Raw genomic sequence first — 17,798 nt, 5'->3', positions numbered from 1 at the left:
TTGGGGGTTCGAGGTGGCCACCATACCGCGGTTCCCTACGGCCACGGATCTGCCAGGAACTTCAAGGTTGCGCATCAATTGTTTCAAGGAGGAAGAAAGAAATTAGGTCTGCAAAGGCACCTGCAGCGACACCTTGATTCGCTGCATGGCAGCGTAGGTCTTAAACGCCTTGATGTTTCCGGAAATGAAGCACAACTCTCGGATGAGCCTCTCGTATTCGGTCATGTCCTGACGTTAATTCGGCTCCCGTATTCGCTCGTCTCATTGCGATGCGGTGCCGCCTAACGGCATCGCCAAGAACGTCACAGCGCATGTTTCGCGAATCATGTATGATCATTGTCATGCGAAAGACGAACCACAATGTCAGAACTGCGGCTAAGGAAGCCTCGCACGAGCGCATCGTGTCCGCAGCTGCGCGGGCGATCCGTCGTAGCGGCTACGACGGCACCGGAGTCGCCGACATCATGAAGGAGGCCGGCCTGACCCATGGCGCCTTCTATGCTCATTTCACGTCGCGCGAAGCCATGCTCACCGAAGCAGCGAGTCGGGCGTGCGCTGAGTCAGCCGCCGTAGCGGCGGAGGTTGTCGCCAGCGTGCCTTCCGAGCAGGCTTTGCCATCCATGCTTCGCATCTATCTCTCGCGCGAGCACCTGGAACAGGTTGAAATGGGATGTCCCCTGGCCGCACTGGGCTCGGAGACGCCTCGCCAGGCACCCGAAGTACGCCGGGTGACCACCCGGCACGTCAAGGAAATGATCGATCTTGTCGCCCGTCAGTCGCCTGACTGGGGGCAGCCCGGTGCCCACGAACGGGCACTCGTGACCGTCGCCACTATGGTGGGCACATTGCTGCTGGCCCGTGCGGTCGACGAGCCCGCACTGTCGGACAGTCTGTGCGCTGCCGCATTGAAGCATCTACCCCCCACCTGAACCCACTGAAGCATGCAGCCTATTCGCTCGCCAGAACATATGATGAACATCATTTCAATAGCACAATACGCAGTTCAAGGAGAAACATGATGAACATGGCAAACAAGGTTGCGCTCATTACAGGGGCCTCTTCAGGCATCGGCGAAGCGACTGCGCAGCGGCTTGCGAAGGCTGGCTACAAGGTTTACGGCACCAGCAGACGTGGAGATCAGGCGGGTCGACGATCGTTCGAGATGCTGCCCCTTGATGTGACCAAGGACGAGTCGGTCGAAGCTGCGGTCCAGAAGGTGATGCAGTTGGAAGGCCGCATCGACCTTCTCGTCAACAACGCAGGCTTCGGGGTCGCAGCAGCCGGCGCTGAAGAAAGTTCGATCGAGCAGGCTCAGTCGATCTTTGATACCAACTTTTTCGGACTGGTGCGGATGACCCGGGCCGTTGTGCCGCATATGCGCAGCCAAAAGGGTGGGCGCATCATCAATATCGGCTCCGTGCTGGGTTTCCTGCCCCTGCCTTACATGGCGCTGTACTCCGCCACCAAGCATGCGGTCGCGGGCTATTCGGAATCGCTCGACCATGAACTGCGCAAGCAGGGCATTCGCGTCTCGGTGGTCGAGCCTGCCTACATCAATACGCCATTCGACGCGAACCTAATGCAACCCGATGCGCCCCTCGACGTGTATCGAGAGATTCGCGAGGGCGTGGCGAAACGTGTCAAGGAAGCGCTAGTGGGCGCGGACGGGCCTGATGTGGTCGCCGAAATCGTGTTGAAGGCGGCAACGGTGGCGCATCCAAAGATCCACTACACCCCGGGCCTTGCTAGCCGCATGCGGCTGCTGCGTAGATTTGCGCCCGCCAGGGTGTTAGATGCAGGGGTTCGAAAAGACCTTCGACTCGAAGCTTAGGCGGCTATCCGCGTGACCGTCTTGGGCCGTTCGCAAACCTCGGCACAAAAAAACCAAGGAAAGACATGCAAGCTCTTGTTCTCGGTCGATATGGGAAAAAGCTCGCATGGCCCTTGGCAGACATGCCGACACCGGAACTGCGCGATGACGAAGTCCTGGTGCAGGTCCACGCCGCTGGCGTAAACCTGCTGGACTCCAAGATCAGGGACGGAGAGTTCAAGCTCATACTGCCCTATCGTCTGCCTCTGATCCTCGGTCACGATGTGGCCGGGGTGGTGGTCAAAGTCGGCCCACGCGTGCGCCAGTTTAAGCTGGGTGATGAGGTCTATGCGCGGGCGGACGACTTCCGCATCGGTACGTTCGCCGAATTCGTCCCCGTCAAGGAAGCCTCGCTGGCGCCCAAGCCCAAGGGCCTCACGATGGAAGAAGCCGCCTCCATTCCTCTGGTGGCTTTGACGGCTTGGCAGGCACTGATCGAGAAGGCCGGCCTGAAGAAGGGGCAGAAGGTCTTCATCCAGGCTGGCTCCGGCGGCGTGGGCACCTTTGCCATTCAGCTGGCCAAGCATCTGGGCGCCACCGTGGCCACGACGACGAGCACGACCAATGTCGCGCTCGTGAAGAGTCTGGGCGCAGACGTCGTCATCGACTACAAGACGCAGGACTTCGAGGATGTCTTGCGGGACTACGACGTGGTCCTGAACAGCCAGGACAACAAGACGCTCGAAAAATCCCTTCGCGTGCTCAAGGTGGGCGGCAAGCTCATCTCCATCTCCGGACCGCCCGATCCCGAATTCGGCAAGGACATCGGGGCACCCGGCTTCGTGAAGCTGGTCATGCGGCTGCTGAGCTCGGGAATCAGACGGAGGGCAAAGAGCCGTGGCGTTGGCTTCTCGTTCCTCTTCATGAAGGCGAACGGGAGCCAGCTGCGCGAGATCACCCGTCTCTTCGATGCTGGCGTCATCCGCCCCGTGATGGATCGGGTCTTCCCGTTCGAGTCGACCAACGAGGCCCTGGCCTATGTCGAAGCAGGCCGCGCCAAGGGCAAGGTCGTCATCAAGATCAAGTGAACCTAGTTCCCCACCCCAGCTTTTGGGGACTCCCATCAAGATTGCAAACGCTATTGCCCTCGTCACGGGTCAATCGCGGTGTCGGCCTGGCCTTCGCGCGCGAGCTGCTCGCCCGCGGTGCGCGCAAGGTCTACGCCGGCGCGCGCGACCCTGCGGCCATCACCCAATCCGGTGTGGAGGCCCTGCGCCTGGACGTCAACAAGCCGGAAGACGTGGCGGCGGCCGCCGCGCTGGCGTCCGATGTGACGCTGGTGATCAACAACGCCGGCATTGCGCAGCCGGGAGGCTTTCTCGCAGCCGATAGCGAAGACGTCGCACGACGCATCTTCGAGACCAATTTCTTCGCCGTGTTGCGCATGAGCAAGGCCTTCGCGCCAATTCTCAAGGCCAACGGTGGCGGCGCGCTGCTCAACGTCCTGTCGGTCGCCTCATGGGTGAACGGCGGTGAGCTGGCGGCCTATTCGGCCAGCAAGTCCGCAGCCTGGTCGCTCACCAATGCCCTGCGCAATGAACTGGCGGCGCAGAAGACCCAAGTGCTAGGGCTGCACATGGCCTACGTCGACACCGACCTCACGCGCGGGTTCGATGTGCCGAAGTCCAGCCCTGAAGACATCGTCATGCGTGCACTGGACGGACTCGAATCGGGCGTCGACGAGGTGCTGGCCGATGAACTCACCCTGCAGGTCAAGCACGGGATGAAGGCGGCAGGGCCCAGCTACCTTCCGCAGGAGTCCTCCTGAGCCCGAAACTGCCTTGATCGCGTACTGAACCGACCCAGCCAGGCATATCGCGAGGGGCGGCTACATGGGTGCGCCACACTGGTCGAAGGTCCCCTGGAAGAACGTTCCGCCTCTTCTTCGCCCCATGAGCGCCTAGAGCGAGTCGATCGGGAGATCCTGGCCATCATTCAGGAAGACGCGCCGACCGCGGTGAATGACATCGCCGAGCGCGTGGGACTGACGACCACGCCGCGCTGGCGACGAATCCAAATCCTGGAGAAGCGCGGCATCATCCGCAAACACGTGGCCCTCCTCGATCCCAAGCAATTGAACGTCGGCGTGAGCGTGTTCATGTCGATCTAAACGAATCAGCACGACATCGAGTGGTACGACAAGCTTCATCGTCTCATGAGCGCCATTCCCGAAGTCACGGAGTTCTTTCGCTCGACCGGAAGCGCTGACTACCTGACGATGGTGTCCGTTCCGAGCATCGAGGGCTACGACCGGGTGTGCAAGATGCTCATCAATGGCGTCAAGCTGGCGGACGTCAATTCGATGTTCGCGATGGAGCAGATCAAGTACACGACGGCGCTGCCGTTGAGTCATGCCTGAGGGCTGAGAAGGCTACCCAAGCAGAGATTCGAAGCGCGCAGCGATCGCGTTGACTGAGCTGTTGGGTGAGAGTGGAGATACGTCTCGACGCGAGCCGGAGTTGCCGCTGGCTTGCCAGCCCGCGCCGTCGACAGAGGCGTTGAGACTGCGACCCGCTGCCAAGGGCGTCGAGCAGGGCCGGCCGATGGCCGGCCTGCACGCTCGCGTTTAGCCAAGGCTTCGCGCTCAGACGTCGATTGGCACTTTCAGACCCTGCTTGAAGCGACGCATCGTCACATAGGTCTTGAAGGTCCTAATGTTGCCAGGCATGAAGAAGAGCTCCCTCGTCAGGCGCTCGTACTCGGTCATCTCGCTCACACTCATGACTAGCAGAAAGTCGAAGTCCCCGGTCACGTAGTACACCTGCTGAACCTGAGGACAGTTCACGAAGCGTTGGGTCACCTCTTCGAGAAGATCCAGGCGTTCATCCGCCAATTGAACCTCCACTATGACCGTGATCGGTCGACCGACGGCGGCAGGATCCACCACGCTGACATTCCCGCAGATCACGCCGCTGGCCTCGAGCGCTGCGATCCGGCGATTCACCGCTGACGGCGAGAGGTTCACGGCATCGGCTAGGTCACGCTGCGACGTCCTGTTGTTTTCCTGGAGAAGCATCAAGAGCTTCCTGTCGTAGGGGTCGAGCGAGTGACTCATTGCCTAGGCGTTCTAAGGGTACGTGATGGCCGTAATCATGCACAAAAAAAGACGATATCGCCCAAAAAGAATTGAGCATGCGCGCGCATGCATCGGGCTGTCAAAAGTGGGGTGAAAAGAACAACGGAATTGCTTTCGACGAACCCATATTAAAACACTGTTGCTCCTGCGCCCCCTGCGATGTCGCATCGCTGCGAGGCGTTGAAACGCGGTAGGCCGAGGTATCTCATGGCCACTGCGCGTGACCGAATCGCGTGCAGTCAACGGCCCGATTCCAAGCGATGGATCGAACGGCTCGTTTCATGCATGGCGCGAAGGCCGCATCCAGAGGGCTGCCTCGAGACGGATCGAGTTCGAATCGAAAAGGACACTGCATGCCCACCTATCAGCTTATTGCGGGATTCCTGCATCGGTCTCCACTAGCAGCCACGCCGTTGAAAGCGACGATGGCCTCGTATACCTGACCGGCCAATTCGGGCGCGATCTGCAGAACCCCGAACAGCCGCTGCCCGAAGGGCATCGACGCGCAGACGGACCGCACGCCGGCCGCTGCAGGATTTCCAGACCATCTCTCTTGTCGGGACGGCGCCGCATTTCATGTTCGTGCCCGCGGCGGGAAAGAGGACTGCCGCCGAGTTGATCGCGTTCGCCAAGGCGAATCCGACTGGCCATTGCGACCCCCGGTGCCGGCTCACTCGCGCACCTAGTGGCCGAGATGCTGCAATGTCGCGCGGGCGCAACCTTCAACCATGTCGCCTATCGTGGCTCCACGCCGATCATCGTCGCCGACACCGCCGCCGGCCATGTCGATGCCGCTTTCTCTTCATTTGCGTCCGGGAAGGCGCTGGTCGACACAGGGAAGCTCCGTCCGGTCGCCGTCACCGGCGAGCGTCGTCGGCTGGCGGTTTTCCCGCAGGTGCCGACCTTCGAGGAACTGGGCTTCCGCGAGATGAAGGTGGACACCTGGTGGCGCCAGGTCGAGTCCATCGGCATACCTGCGCCGGTGATCGCCAGGCTCCAGACCGAATTGACCCATATCGTCGCATTGCCGGTGGCCGGGAGAAATATGCGGCGCTCAACATCGCGCCGCTTGCAGGCGGTCGGCGCATCTCCGATCCATCCTCGAGGCCGCCGCTGCGACATGGATGAAGGCGGCCAAAGAGGCCCGCATTTGTCTGGAACGAGACGCTTTGATGTGGTCGCGACCGCCTTGTCGAGAAGCTTCATCGCGTCGGCAATGCTTGTATCGACTGAAAGCACAGCACACGCAACGGTTGCATCGATGCACCATGAGCGAGCGATTGTTCTGTCGAGTGATCGAGTGTGGCGCTTGGCGAACCTGCGAGATCAACGGAATCCTGAGAACGCAACGACTTTGCGTTTTTAGCCTCGATATTCGGCAACTGTTGCAGGCCTCCTTTCCTATCATCTTTCATCGCGCCGAGTGTGGACGCACCCGCTGGGTTAGGTATCGCGCACTGGAACGCATGGCGATGCCATGTGACCCGATGGACCGGTCGAGCGCCTTCGAGCGCGGCCATGGCCAGATAAGAAATCTTGGAGAAGATTCATGAAATCGCACTACCGTCTGCTGACGTCAATGATCCTGATGGCGTCCTCTCTCGCGGCCTTTGCGCAGGAGTTGCGCATCGGATTGCAGGAAGATGTCGACGTGCTGGACCCCCATCGCGGGCGCACCTACGTCGGTCGCATCGTCTTTGCATCGCTGTGCGACAAGTTGCTGGATACCGACGCAAGATTGCAATTCGTTCCCAAGCTGGCCAAGGCCTGGTCCTGGAGCCAGGACGGCATGGTGCTGACGATGACGCTGCGCGACGACACGACCTTCCATGACGGTACGAGATTCGATGCGTCCGCGGCCAAGGCGAATCTCGAACGTGCCATGACGCTTCCCGAAAGCATGCGCAAGGCGGACCTTGCATCCCTTCAGAAGATCGAGGCACCCAATGCGACAACGCTGGTGCTGACATTGAAGCGGCCGGATGCAACCTTGCTGGCGCAATTGAGCGACCGTGCCGGCATGATGCTCTCGCCCAAGTCCTTCACTGGCGTCGAGGCCGCGGTCCCAGGGCGCCAGCCCGTGTGCTCGGGGCCCTACAAATTCGTCAATCGCATCCAGAACGATCGCATCGTCCTGGAGAAATTCGATGCCTACTACGAAGCAAGGAACTACGCCTTCAGGCGCGTGACCTTTTATCCGATCGGAGACGCCACGGTCCGACTTTCGAATCTGCGCGCGGGCGATCTCGATCTCGTGGAGCGGGTCAACCCGACCGACGTGCCCTTGATCAAGTCCGATCGTTCGATGCAGATGCAATCGACGCCGGGATTGGGCTACGTGATGCTGATGTTCAACGTCAACAACGGCAACCGGGCCAAGGGCAATCCCTTCGCTGACAAGCGTGTCCGTCAGGCGCTTCAGTGGACGCTGGACCGGAAGGCCATCAACGAGGTGGCCGGCGGCGGGATCTTCGATCCCGCGCAGCAACCGCTGCCTCCGGCCAGCCCCTTCTACAGCGACAAGTACGCCGTCACACGTCCTAATCTCGAAAAGGCCAGGGAGCTGCTGAAGGAGGCCGGACAATCTCGGGTGAAGGCCGAGGTGCTCTTTCCGAACAACACGACCGCCTCCTCCGTGATGGAGATGGTGCAGGCCATGGCGGCACAAGCGGGATTCGAGCTGAGCATCCGTCCGGTGGAGAACGCTGCGCTGGAATCGGAAGGCGCAAGCGGCAACTTTCAGGCGCGCTTCAACATCTGGTCGGGTCGCGTCGATCCCGATGCCAACATCGCGCAGCACTTCTCGTGCAAGGGCTCGATCAACGAAGGGAAGTACTGCAATCTCCAGCTGGACGGGCTGCTCGACGAGGCGCGGTCGATCAATGACGTCGCCAAGCGGAAAGCGATCTACGAACGGGTGCAAACCATCATCCAGGATGAATTGCCGGCAATCTTCCTCTACTACCAGCCCTGGCCGTTCGCGACGGCATCGAAGGTCAAGGGCTTCGTTCCTTCACCCGATGGAATGATCCGCCTGAGCGGCGTCCACTTCGGCCAGAAGTAGAGCGCGTCGCACCCCACCCTCCGCTTCACCGGAGCCGCGCCATGCGCGGCTCCGTGGGTCGGTTCGTCCCTCTTGCCCTCGATTGACCATGCTCAGATTGATCCTTCGCCGCTTGGTGGTTGCCCTGCCGACGCTGTTCCTGGTGTCCATCATGGTCTTCACCTTGCAGAAGATCCTGCCGGGCGATCCCGTCCTGGTGCTTGCGGGAGAGGACCGCGACCCCGCGACGCTCAACTTCCTGCGAGAGAAATACAGGCTCAACGATCCGCTGCCGGCGCAGTACCTCGCATGGGTCGCGCAGGTGGCGCGGGGAGACCTGGGGAAGTCCATGCGCACGGACGTGCCGGTGACCACCTTGATCGCGCAGAAGCTGCCGGTGACCTTGCAGCTGTCGGTTCTAGCCATGCTGCTGGCCGCCATCGTTGGCATTCCCGCGGGAATCGCCGCTGCGGTACGCAAGGGCACGGCGGTCGAGGCGGCCGCAAACGTCGCCGCCTTGTCCGGCATGTCGATCCCGAACTTCTGGTTCGGGATCATCCTGATCATGGTCGTCGCGGTCCAGTGGCGGCTGCTGCCCGCCTCGGGCTACGTGCCGCCCTCGGAAGACCTCTGGATGAGCATGAAGACGCTGTTCTTGCCCGCGATCGTGCTGTCGACGGCAATCGCCGCCTACCTCATGCGCCACACGAGGTCGGCCATGCTGGAGGCCTTGAGCGCGGACTATGTGCGGACCGCGCGCGCAAAAGGCGTTCCGCCCCGCAAGGTCGTTTTGCTGCATGCGCTGCGGAACGCGCTGGTGCCGATCGTGACCTTGGTGACGCTGCTGTTCGGCGAGTTGATGGCCGGCGCCGTGCTCACCGAGCAGGTCTTCACGATCCCGGGCTTCGGCAAGTTGATGGTCGACGCGGTGTTCACCCGCGACTATGCGGTGGTCCAGGGCGTGGTGCTGTGCGTCGCCGTCGGCTTCATCTTTCTGAACCTGCTCGCGGACGTGCTCTACGTCCTCGTGAACCCGCGCCTGCGTCACAGCTGAGCGGTTCCGCCTGACGCCGTCCATCTCGCCATCACTTCCAGGAGAAGACGCCCGATGAGCCACGACACATCGACCGCAACCCAGCTCGCCGTGCCCGCTGCGCGAAAGAACAGAGCCTGGCGAAAGTTCCGCCGCAACCGGACCGCGATGTTCGGCGCCATCCTCGTCGCGTCGTTCGCACTGCTCGCCTTGCTCGCGCCACTGCTTTCCTCCTTCGACCCGACGCAGACCAGCTTCAGCCTGGTTCGAAAGGCGCCGTCCGCGGCCTTCTGGCTCGGGACCGACGAGCTGGGGCGCGACGTGCTCAGTCGCATTCTCTACGGCGCGCAGGCGTCGCTGATGGCCGGCCTGGTCTCCGTGGTGATCGCCGTTGTCCTCGGCGTTCCGCTGGGCCTCCTAGCCGGCTACTTCGGCGGCTGGGTCGACAGCATCATCTCGCGCGCCACGGAAGCGCTTCTGGCCATTCCATTCCTAATTCTCGCCATCGCATTGGCGGCCTTTCTCGGACCCAGTCTGATGAATGCCATGATCGCCATCGGGATCTCGGCAGCACCGAAGTTCGTGCGGTTGACGCGGGGTCAGGTGATGTCGCTCAAGAACGACGAGTATGTCCAGAGCGCGCGTGCCATCGGAGCTTCCGATGCCCGCATCATCGTTCGACATATCCTCCCGAACGTGATGCCACCCCTGATCGTGCAGGCGACGATCACGATCGCCACGGCCATCATCGCCGAGGCAAGCCTCTCGTTCCTGGGCCTGGGGCTGCAACCGCCGAGTCCCTCCTGGGGCTCGATGCTGAACACGGCCAAGAACTTCATGCTGCAGGCGCCGTGGCTTTCCATCTTTCCTGGCACCGCGATCTTCCTGGTCGTGCTGGGGTTCAACCTGCTGGGCGATGGCCTGCGCGATGCGCTGGACCCGCGCCAGGAAAAATGAGGAGCGATCACCATGGATGAGCGCCGTGTCGTCGAAGTGAAGGAACTGGTCGTCCATTTCAGATCCGAAGACCGTCAGGTGGAGGCGGTTCGCAATCTCTCGTTCCACGTCGACCGCGCGGAGACCCTGGCCATCGTTGGGGAGTCCGGCTCGGGGAAGTCGGTGACCTCGCTCTCCCTGATGCGCCTGGTCGAGTATGGAGGTGGCACTATCATGCGGGGCGACATGCAGCTGCGCCGTCGCAACGGTGAGGTGATCGATCTTCTCACCGCCGATGAAGGGGCGCTCCAGGAAGTGCGAGGCGCCGATGTCGCGATGATCTTCCAGGAGCCGATGACCTCCTTGAACCCCAGTTTCACGGCCGGCAATCAGATCGCCGAAGCCCTGAGACTGCATCAGGGTCTCGATGCCTTGGCCGCGCGCGCGGAGACGCTGCGCATGCTGGAACGGGTGCGCATTCCGGATGCGCGGGCCATTCTCGACCGCTACCCGCACCAGTTGTCGGGCGGCATGCGCCAGCGCGTGATGATCGCCATGGCGTTGTCGTGCAAGCCGCAATTGCTCATCGCGGACGAGCCGACGACCGCGCTCGATGTGACCATCCAGGCGCAGATCCTTCAGCTGATCCGGGAGCTTCAGGCCGAGATGCAGATGGGCGTGGTGTTCATCACCCACGACATGGGGGTCGTGGCCGAAGTCGCCGATCGTGTGCTGGTGATGTACCGCGGCGAAAAGGTCGAGGAAGGCACGACCGAGGCCGTCTTCTCCGAGCCCCGGCATGTCTACACACGAGCGCTGCTCTCGGCAGTGCCGCGCCTCGGCTCCATGCGTGGCACGGACAATCCTGCGCCCTTTGAGTTGCTGGCGCTGAACGGAGCGGTTCGCACCGGTGAAAGGCGCAGTGAATTGGCGCAGGCCATCCAACGACCGGATGACCCCGTGCTGCGCGTCAGGGATCTCGTGACCCGCTTCGATGTTCGGGAAGGCGTATTCGGACGGGTGCGAAAGCGCGTGCACGCCGTGGAGCGCGTGAGTTTCGATCTCCACGCCGGACAAACGCTTTCGCTGGTCGGTGAATCGGGGTGTGGAAAGACGACCACCGGCCGCTCGCTTCTTCAGCTCGCGCCCATCTCGTCCGGCAAGGTGGAGTTCGATGGCCATGACATCGGTGCGCTGCGTGGGCGCGCGCTACAGGCCCAGCGTCGCAACATCCAGTACATCTTCCAGGACCCGTTCGCATCGCTGAACCCGCGGATGACCGTCGGCGATTCCATCATGGAACCATTGATCGTTCATGGCGTGGCGCGCGGCGAGGCAGCGCGCGAACAGATGCGTGGATTGATGCACCGCTGCGGCTTGCTGGCCGAGATGGCGGACCGCTACCCCCATGAATTCTCGGGCGGACAGCGGCAGCGCATCTGCATCGCGCGGGCGCTCGCGCTGCGGCCCAAGGTGATCGTGGCCGACGAATCGGTCTCGGCCCTGGATGTCTCCATCCAGGCTCAGATCGTGAATCTCTTCCTCGAGCTGCAGCAGGAGCTGGGCGTCTCCTTCCTGTTCATCTCGCACGATATGGCCGTGGTGGAGCGCATCAGCCATCGCGTGGCCGTCATGTACCTCGGGCAGATCGTGGAGATCGGCCCTCGCCGGGCGATCTTCGAGAACCCGCAGCACCCCTACACGCGCAAGCTGATGGCGGCGGTCCCCATCGCCGATCCCCGGCGCAGGAATCGAACGCGGAGCCTGCTGGTGGACGAGATTCCGAGCCCCGTGCGCGCCGTAGGCGACGAGCCTCGCTTGCAGCGCCTGGTCGAAGCAAGCCCAGGTCACTTCGTCGCTCGGCACCCGATCGGCGTGTACGCATGAACCGGAGCGCTCAAGCATGACGTCCGCACCGCAACCCACCTACCGACAGGCCATCGGCCGGAGATTCGCCGTCTCGGCCGGCTGTCCCGAGGCTGTCGATGCGGCCCTCGATGTGATGCAGCAGGGAGGCAATGTCGTCGACGCAGCGGTCGCAGCCGCGGCCGCATCGTGTGTGGCCATGCCACACATGACCGGCATCGGGGGCGAACTCTTTGCGTTGGTGTGCATGAAGGGCAGATCGCCCATGGCCGTGAACGCAACGGGCGCATCGCCTCGAGGCGCGAGCATCGAGGCCTATCGCAGGCTCGGCCACAGCTTCGTTCCCGTCGCCGGCGGCTTGTCTGCGCAGACCCCGGCGACGCCCGCCGGCCTCGAGGCGCTGGTCAGTCATTGGGGCAGCAGGACGCTCGGCGAACTGCTCCGGCCGGCCATCAAGCTGTCCGAAGAGGGCTTCGCCATCCGCCCTCGCCTGGCGAGCTACATCGCGGCGCGTCAGCCCGAACTGCAGTCGTTCGAGGTATGGCGCAGGCTGTACTGCCCGCAGGGCACTCCTCTTCAGGCAGGCGCGGCGTTTCGTCAAACGGCGCTGGCCAAGACCCTTCGGCTCATCGGCGAGGAAGGTGCCACCGCTTTCGCCAATGGCTGGGTGGGCGAGGACATCGCCGCTGCCGTTCAGGCGGACGGGGGCTTCATGACGAAGCAGGACATCCTCGCCGTCAAGGCCGAGGTGTGTGAGCCGCTGGCGTTCGACTACCGCGGCTTGACGGTGCTAACCCAACCACCTGTCTCACAGGGCTACATCGTTTTGCGCGCACTCAGCCTGCTCGCGCAGCGCGATCCGGGTCCATCGGACCTATGGCTGGCAGCCACCGATGCGCTGAGGCAGGCCTTCGGCGAACGGCTCGCATACCTGCGGGACGAGGAAGGATCGCATCGCAAGGCCATGGCCATGATCCACTCGAAGCCCATGGCTCTGCAGCCATTCGTTCCGTTCACGGCCCATACCGGAGGCGACACCACCGCGCTGGCCGTCATGGACGCGGAAGGCAATGCGGCATCCGTGATTCTGAGCGTCTTCAATGACTTCGGATCCGGTCTCGTGGCGCCGCGCAGTGGTGTGCTGCTGAACAACCGACTGAGCGCGTTTTTCCTGGATGAGCGCTACGCCAACGCGCTGCAGCCCGGTCGGCGTTCGATGCACACGCTGCACTCGTACATCGTGCGAGATGCACAGGGTATCCGGTGGGCCGGTGGCTCTCCGGGCGCAGACAACCAACCTCAGGCCAACCTGCACGTGTTGCTGCACCTGCTGCATGAAGGCGCATCTCCCGCGCATGCGGTCTCGGCCCGGCGCTGGGCGGTTAATCCGGGGACGGATCCGAGGGACAACACCGCGCCGGCCAAGCCGCCCTACATCGAATGTGAACCTGGGGTTCCCGCAGAGAAGAGGAAAGCGCTGCAGGACGAGGGCCATGAGCTCAGGACCACGGAGATGCCAAGGATTGGGAGCAGCAAGCTCGTCGGTCGCCTCGTGGACGGATCGCTGGGCGCCTGGGCCGACGATCGACGGGAAGGCTCCGTCGGAGCGATCTAACCCTCCGCGAGCGACTGAACAGTAGGTACTTTAGAGAGGTAAGCAGCATGGTTCTGAAAAACTCGCGCGCTCGGCGCCAACCTTACAGTGAGGACTTGAAGTCCATCATGAGCATCGATGAGGCTCGTCGAAGCCGTCATTGGCTCTCACAATGGTCAGGGCTCAACCGGGTGCCCACGCCGCTGTGGCGGCTCCCCGGACTTGCGCAGGAGCTCGGTGTGCACGAGCTGCTGATCAAGGATGAATCCTGCCGATCGACGCTCGGAAGCTTCAAGGCCTTGGGCGCTCCAATTGCACTGCTGCGCCTGGTTCTGCGTCGATGGCCACACAAGGGCTTCGTGCCTGCGGATATCTTCATTGGCCGCCATGCGGATGAACTGCGCGATTTCGTTGTCATCAGTGCAACGGACGGGAACCACGGCCGGGCACTGGCGGCGGCCGCGAAGACCATCGGATGTCAATGTGTGATTGTTCTTCACAAGAACGTGAGTCTTGAGCGCGAGGCGCCGATCGAGGCGCTTGGCGCCCGGATCGTGCGCATTGAGGGAAATTACGACGAGTCGGTGGCCGAAGCGGCTCGATTGGCCGCAGAGAACGACTGGCAGGTTGTATCGGATACGTCGTACGACGGGTATGAGGAGATTCCTCGTGACGTGATGCAAGGCTATGGAACGATCGCTGATGAAGTACTGGAACAGTGTTCCGCCGTCGGGGAAGAGCCACCGTTCTCCCACGTGCTGCTGCAAGGAGGTGTCGGAGGCCTCGCGGCGGGCGTCTCGAGCTATCTGCACGAACGCTACGGGTCCCGGCGCCCCACCCTCATCGTTGTCGAGCCCAAGCAGGCAGATTGCCTCTATCAGAGCGCCTTACTGGGCCGGCCAGCCAGGGCGACAGGCTCCGTCGACTCGTTGATGGCTGGACTCTCCTGTGGTGAGGCATCCCCCTTGGCCTGGCGTTTTCTGGAGCCTGTGGTCGACTGCTTTGTCACTATTGAAGACTCGCAGGTACCCGACGCAATGCGTCTGCTTGCGTCGGGGAGTTTCGGCGATGTTCCCATCCTGGCTGGAGAGTCCGGGGTCGCAGGTCTGGCCTATCTCACGGGGATGGCGGCATCGAGCGACAACCACCGCGCCGAGCTCGCCCTCGACCCCTCGTCAAGGGTTCTGCTGATCAACACCGAGGGAAGCACCGCTCCCCGCCTCTATCAGGAGCTGGTCGGCAGGTCCGGCAGAGAAGTCCTGGAGGCGCAAGATCGTTGGCTGCGAAACCGGCAGTCCTCGAACCATTGATTCGAGGAGCATCCGCAAGGCCGCTCTGTATCGGCAAGAAAGACGTCGCTTCGACACCTGGGTTTGACGCTTCAACAGGTCGTTGCGGCAACCAAGGAACCGGTTCTCGGACGATTGCGAGAGTCTGCATGGTGAGCCGATGCCGATGTGCGACATCGCTTCGGTAGCCGGATTCGTGAAATTGGTCATGGGAGCCAACTGCGCGAGATCACGCGCCTCTTCGATGCCGGTGTCATCCGCCCAGTGATGGACCGGGTCTTCCCGTTCGAATCCACCAATGAGGCCCCGGCCTATGTCGAACCGGGCCGCACCAAAGTCAAGGTAGTTGTCAAGGTCAAGCGTGCGCGTGACGGACTCGAATCCGGCTTCGATGAGATGTTGGCCGATGAACTCACCCAGCAAGTCAAGCGCGGGATGAAGCGGCAGGGCCCAGCTACCTCCGCAGGCGTCCTCCTGAGCCCGAAACTGACTGGATCGCGTACTGAACTGATCCAGTCACGCAAATAGCGAAGGGCAGCAACATGGGTGCATCACACTGGTCGACGGTCTCCTGGAAGAACGTTCCAACCCAAATGATTGGCGCAGGTGGCACCGAGTTCGCATATCGCGAACTTGGGGCAGGCAATTCCGTCCATTTTCATGCTGACATCGTGACCAAGGCGCTTGAGTTCCTCTCACGCTGACCAGGAGTGATCTCTTCGGCGAATATCATTGCGCGAAGAGCGACTCAGCCGCAGACCCTTGGAAACTTCCAGTTGGGTTTGCAGCGACCCTGAACACCTTGCTCGAAGGGAAGTCGGTACACGCGCGGGACGGTACCAAAGCATTCAGGTGCTTGCAAAAGGCCGCGGCACAGACGAATTGCCGCTCTTTCGGCTGCACTTGAGAAACTCACGATCACGCGCAATGAACGCATCAAGCATATGCGGAATCAGTGCGACTGCATCGACTGGGTCGCCATGCACCTCGCTGTGCAATTGCGCATACAGCTCTAGGCGCTGCTTCAGCTCGGCTGTCAAAATCACTGTGAGCTTGACAATCTCGGCCTTCGGCAAGGGTCCCAGCCGCAGCTTGTTCGTGCTCATTGCGACGATCCCCGCTGAAAGAACAAGGGCTGATACGGCCGCAGTACCAGGTCCTTGCTCACCATCACCCGCATCGGAAAGCCCGGCCGGATCGTCAACGTCGGCTGGATGCTCATGTTGCGCTTCGTGATCTCCTGGCCAACCTGGTTCACCGTCTCTTGCGCGCTCTCACGCCCGGCGATGACGACACGGCTGCCATCGGTGCGGCTCTCCGGCGCCGCCAGCTCGGCGCCGATCCCCAGCAGCGTGGACAACGCAGCGCCGGCCAGGATGCGGTCCCAATGCCAATCGACGCCATCCTCAAGCCCGGCGTAGCCGGCAGGGTCGATGCCGGGCAGACGGTCCAATGCTACGGACGACGTATCCGGCAGGATCAGCCGGGTCCACACCAGCAGCACGCGACGCTGACCGAAGGCAACCTGGCTGTCGTAGCGGCCGATCAGGCGCGAGCCCTGTGGGATCAGCAGGTGTCGGCCCGTGGCTGTGTCGTAGACCGCCTCGGACACGTTGGCGATGACTTGCCCGGGCAGGTCTGAGTTGATGCCGGTCACCAGTGCCGCAGTAATGATGGTGCCTGCCATCACTTGGTACGGCGAGGCCGCCAACTGCAGGCTGCCGGGATTGCGCGTCCCTGTGTCGCCGGACTTCGCAATGAACGCCTCCTTCTGATCCTGCCGGTTCTGCACAGCCGTCGGATCCGAGGGCTGCGCTGCGGTGGCGGTGGTCCCCATTGGGTTGAACGACTGATTGCCTGAAGCGAGCGCCGAAGGGTCAGCGACGGCCTGTACGGCGCCCAGTCTCGGCCCGGTGTTGCTGCCACTGCTTCGAAAGAACACAGACGACCTGGCCGCCTCTTCGGCCGTCAGCCGCTCGGCCTGCGCCGGATCGACGCCGCCGCCCGGCGGCCGCGTCTCCATTGGCTGCTGCGCCTTGACGATGGCCGGGCCGAGATCTCCGGGTAGCGGCTCGCCCAGCATGGGCGGTGCCTGCTTCAATGCCGGCCGAATTCCGGCATAGTCCTTGGGCAACAGGTCCAGGTTCTCGGCGCGCGAGACGCGATCGACGTTGTACAGCTCGGTGGCCGGATTGCGCTCTCGCTTGTTCGACTGCAGCGACCACAGAGTGCCACCAAGCACGGCAGCGGCAAGGGTGCCGGCACCGACCGCCAGCATGCGGCGGTTCAAGCGCGTGACGGGACGCGGCGAAGCGCGCAAGGCCACGGATTCTGGCGCGACCTTCGGGGCCGCAGCTGGAGCCGCATCGGGCATGTCGGACGTCCCCATGCTCAGTTCCTCCGCACGACGCCCGCAGCGACACCATCCGTGCGCTCGATGCGCACCACCTGCGCCTTGTCGCCGCCCAGCCGCAACTCTGCCGCGCCGAACAGTCGGTCCACCACGTAGTACGGCGAGCGGAAGCGGTAGTTCACCAGTTGCCCGTCTCCCTGCGGCCCAATCACGAACAGCGGCGGCAACTCACCCTGCGCGATGCCGCCTGGGAACTGGATGTAGACGCGCTCGCCGTCGTCGAAGGCGCGCAACGGCTTCCACGGCGGGCTGTCGCCGCTGACGGCATAGCGAAATTTGAGCTGCTCCAGCGTCATGCCGGTCTCCACCGCCGCACTGGCCTGGGCTTGCTGCGACTGCTTCTGCAGGGCCAGCATCCGGTCCTTCGGGTAGTCCCAGGACACGGAAGCCATCCAGGCCTGCGGCGTCGAAGAGAGTTCGAGCAGGTAGGTGCGACGGTTCGTCGTCACCACCAGGTTGGTCTTCAAGCCAATGCGCGTGGGTTTGACTAGGATGTTCACGCGCAGTGTCACACCTGAACCGCTAGCCGTATCCCCCACGATCCAACGCACTGTGTCGCCGGCCGAGACCGTCACCAGCTCCTCGCCCTGCTGCAGGGCAATGACGGTGACGCGTCCCGGACTGGTGTAGACCTGATACAGCGCGCCGTCAGCGTAGGGCCAGACCTGGATCGCATTG

General features: G+C 62.6%; 14 protein-coding genes and 3 pseudogenes. 13 read left to right on the top strand and 4 right to left on the bottom strand.

The window, feature by feature from the left end:
• Positions 1 to 329: 329 nt before the first annotated feature.
• The 5 genes and pseudogenes from QTI05_RS22130 to QTI05_RS22110 all read left to right on the top strand — a co-directional run bounded on the left by QTI05_RS22130 (position 330) and on the right by QTI05_RS22110 (position 4,229).
• Positions 330 to 929 (top strand): TetR/AcrR family transcriptional regulator, encoded by a 600-nt coding sequence (locus QTI05_RS22130; RefSeq protein WP_286619663.1) that lies wholly within the window; start codon positions 330 to 332, stop codon positions 927 to 929.
• A gap of 89 nt (positions 930 to 1,018) precedes the next feature.
• Positions 1,019 to 1,831: an oxidoreductase gene (locus tag QTI05_RS22125; RefSeq protein WP_286619662.1), complete on the top strand. Its 813-nt coding sequence runs from the start codon at positions 1,019 to 1,021 to the stop codon at positions 1,829 to 1,831.
• Positions 1,832 to 1,896: 65 nt separating this feature from the next.
• Positions 1,897 to 2,898, top strand: coding sequence for an NADP-dependent oxidoreductase (locus QTI05_RS22120; protein WP_286619661.1), 1,002 nt, complete (start codon positions 1,897 to 1,899; stop codon positions 2,896 to 2,898).
• A gap of 34 nt (positions 2,899 to 2,932) precedes the next feature.
• Positions 2,933 to 3,638, top strand: a pseudogene (locus QTI05_RS22115) (SDR family oxidoreductase).
• Between the two features lie 93 nt (positions 3,639 to 3,731).
• Positions 3,732 to 4,229: pseudogene (locus QTI05_RS22110) on the top strand (Lrp/AsnC family transcriptional regulator).
• A gap of 225 nt (positions 4,230 to 4,454) precedes the next feature.
• On the opposite strand, the gene QTI05_RS22105 reads toward QTI05_RS22110, so the two are convergent.
• The gene (locus QTI05_RS22105) at positions 4,455 to 4,925 is read right to left on the bottom strand and encodes an Lrp/AsnC family transcriptional regulator (RefSeq protein ID WP_286619660.1); all 471 of its coding nucleotides are present in this window, start codon (positions 4,923 to 4,925) and stop codon (positions 4,455 to 4,457) included.
• 658 nt (positions 4,926 to 5,583) lie between these two features.
• Here QTI05_RS22105 and QTI05_RS22100 point away from each other — a divergent pair.
• From QTI05_RS22100 to QTI05_RS22065, 8 genes and pseudogenes are all read left to right on the top strand, one after another.
• Positions 5,584 to 6,312, top strand: a complete 729-nt coding sequence (locus tag QTI05_RS22100; protein WP_353505968.1) for a tripartite tricarboxylate transporter substrate-binding protein — start codon at positions 5,584 to 5,586, stop codon at positions 6,310 to 6,312.
• A gap of 183 nt (positions 6,313 to 6,495) precedes the next feature.
• Entirely contained in the window at positions 6,496 to 8,010 is a 1,515-nt protein-coding gene (locus tag QTI05_RS22095) for an ABC transporter substrate-binding protein (protein WP_286619659.1), read from the top strand.
• An 88-nt stretch (positions 8,011 to 8,098) separates the two neighbouring features.
• On the top strand, positions 8,099 to 9,043 hold the full coding sequence (locus QTI05_RS22090; protein WP_286619658.1) for an ABC transporter permease: 945 nt from the start codon (positions 8,099 to 8,101) through the stop codon (positions 9,041 to 9,043).
• Positions 9,044 to 9,097: 54 nt separating this feature from the next.
• Positions 9,098 to 9,979, top strand: a complete 882-nt coding sequence (nikC, locus tag QTI05_RS22085; protein WP_286619657.1) for a nickel transporter permease — start codon at positions 9,098 to 9,100, stop codon at positions 9,977 to 9,979.
• 12 nt (positions 9,980 to 9,991) lie between these two features.
• Positions 9,992 to 11,845: a dipeptide ABC transporter ATP-binding protein gene (locus QTI05_RS22080; RefSeq protein WP_286619656.1), complete on the top strand. Its 1,854-nt coding sequence runs from the start codon at positions 9,992 to 9,994 to the stop codon at positions 11,843 to 11,845.
• A 16-nt stretch (positions 11,846 to 11,861) separates the two neighbouring features.
• On the top strand, positions 11,862 to 13,439 hold the full coding sequence (locus tag QTI05_RS22075) for a gamma-glutamyltransferase family protein (RefSeq protein ID WP_286619655.1): 1,578 nt from the start codon (positions 11,862 to 11,864) through the stop codon (positions 13,437 to 13,439).
• A 47-nt stretch (positions 13,440 to 13,486) separates the two neighbouring features.
• On the top strand, positions 13,487 to 14,728 hold the full coding sequence (locus tag QTI05_RS22070; protein WP_286619654.1) for a diaminopropionate ammonia-lyase: 1,242 nt from the start codon (positions 13,487 to 13,489) through the stop codon (positions 14,726 to 14,728).
• A 186-nt stretch (positions 14,729 to 14,914) separates the two neighbouring features.
• Positions 14,915 to 15,235 (top strand): annotated as a pseudogene (locus tag QTI05_RS22065) (zinc-binding dehydrogenase); the annotation flags it as partial.
• Positions 15,236 to 15,555: 320 nt separating this feature from the next.
• Here QTI05_RS22065 and QTI05_RS22060 read toward each other — a convergent pair.
• The 3 genes from QTI05_RS22060 to trbG form a co-directional block, all read right to left on the bottom strand.
• Entirely contained in the window at positions 15,556 to 15,813 is a 258-nt protein-coding gene (locus QTI05_RS22060) for a DUF2274 domain-containing protein (RefSeq protein WP_286619653.1), read from the bottom strand.
• Positions 15,810 to 17,096 carry a TraB/TrbI/VirB10 family type IV secretion system protein gene (locus QTI05_RS22055; protein WP_286619652.1) on the bottom strand — a complete coding sequence of 429 codons (1,287 nt, stop codon included), beginning with the start codon at positions 17,094 to 17,096 and terminating at the stop codon, positions 15,810 to 15,812. Before QTI05_RS22055 ends, QTI05_RS22060 begins: the two co-directional genes overlap by 4 nt.
• A gap of 2 nt (positions 17,097 to 17,098) precedes the next feature.
• Positions 17,099 to 17,798: P-type conjugative transfer protein TrbG (gene trbG / locus QTI05_RS22050; RefSeq protein WP_286619651.1), on the bottom strand; the 700-nt coding region annotated here is incomplete at its 5' end.

The sequence above is a fragment of the Variovorax fucosicus genome (assembly GCF_030316825.1).
In the GTDB taxonomy this organism is placed as follows: Bacteria; Pseudomonadota; Gammaproteobacteria; order Burkholderiales; family Burkholderiaceae_C; genus Variovorax; species Variovorax fucosicus.
This window is presented reverse-complemented; position numbering and strand designations above follow the sequence as displayed.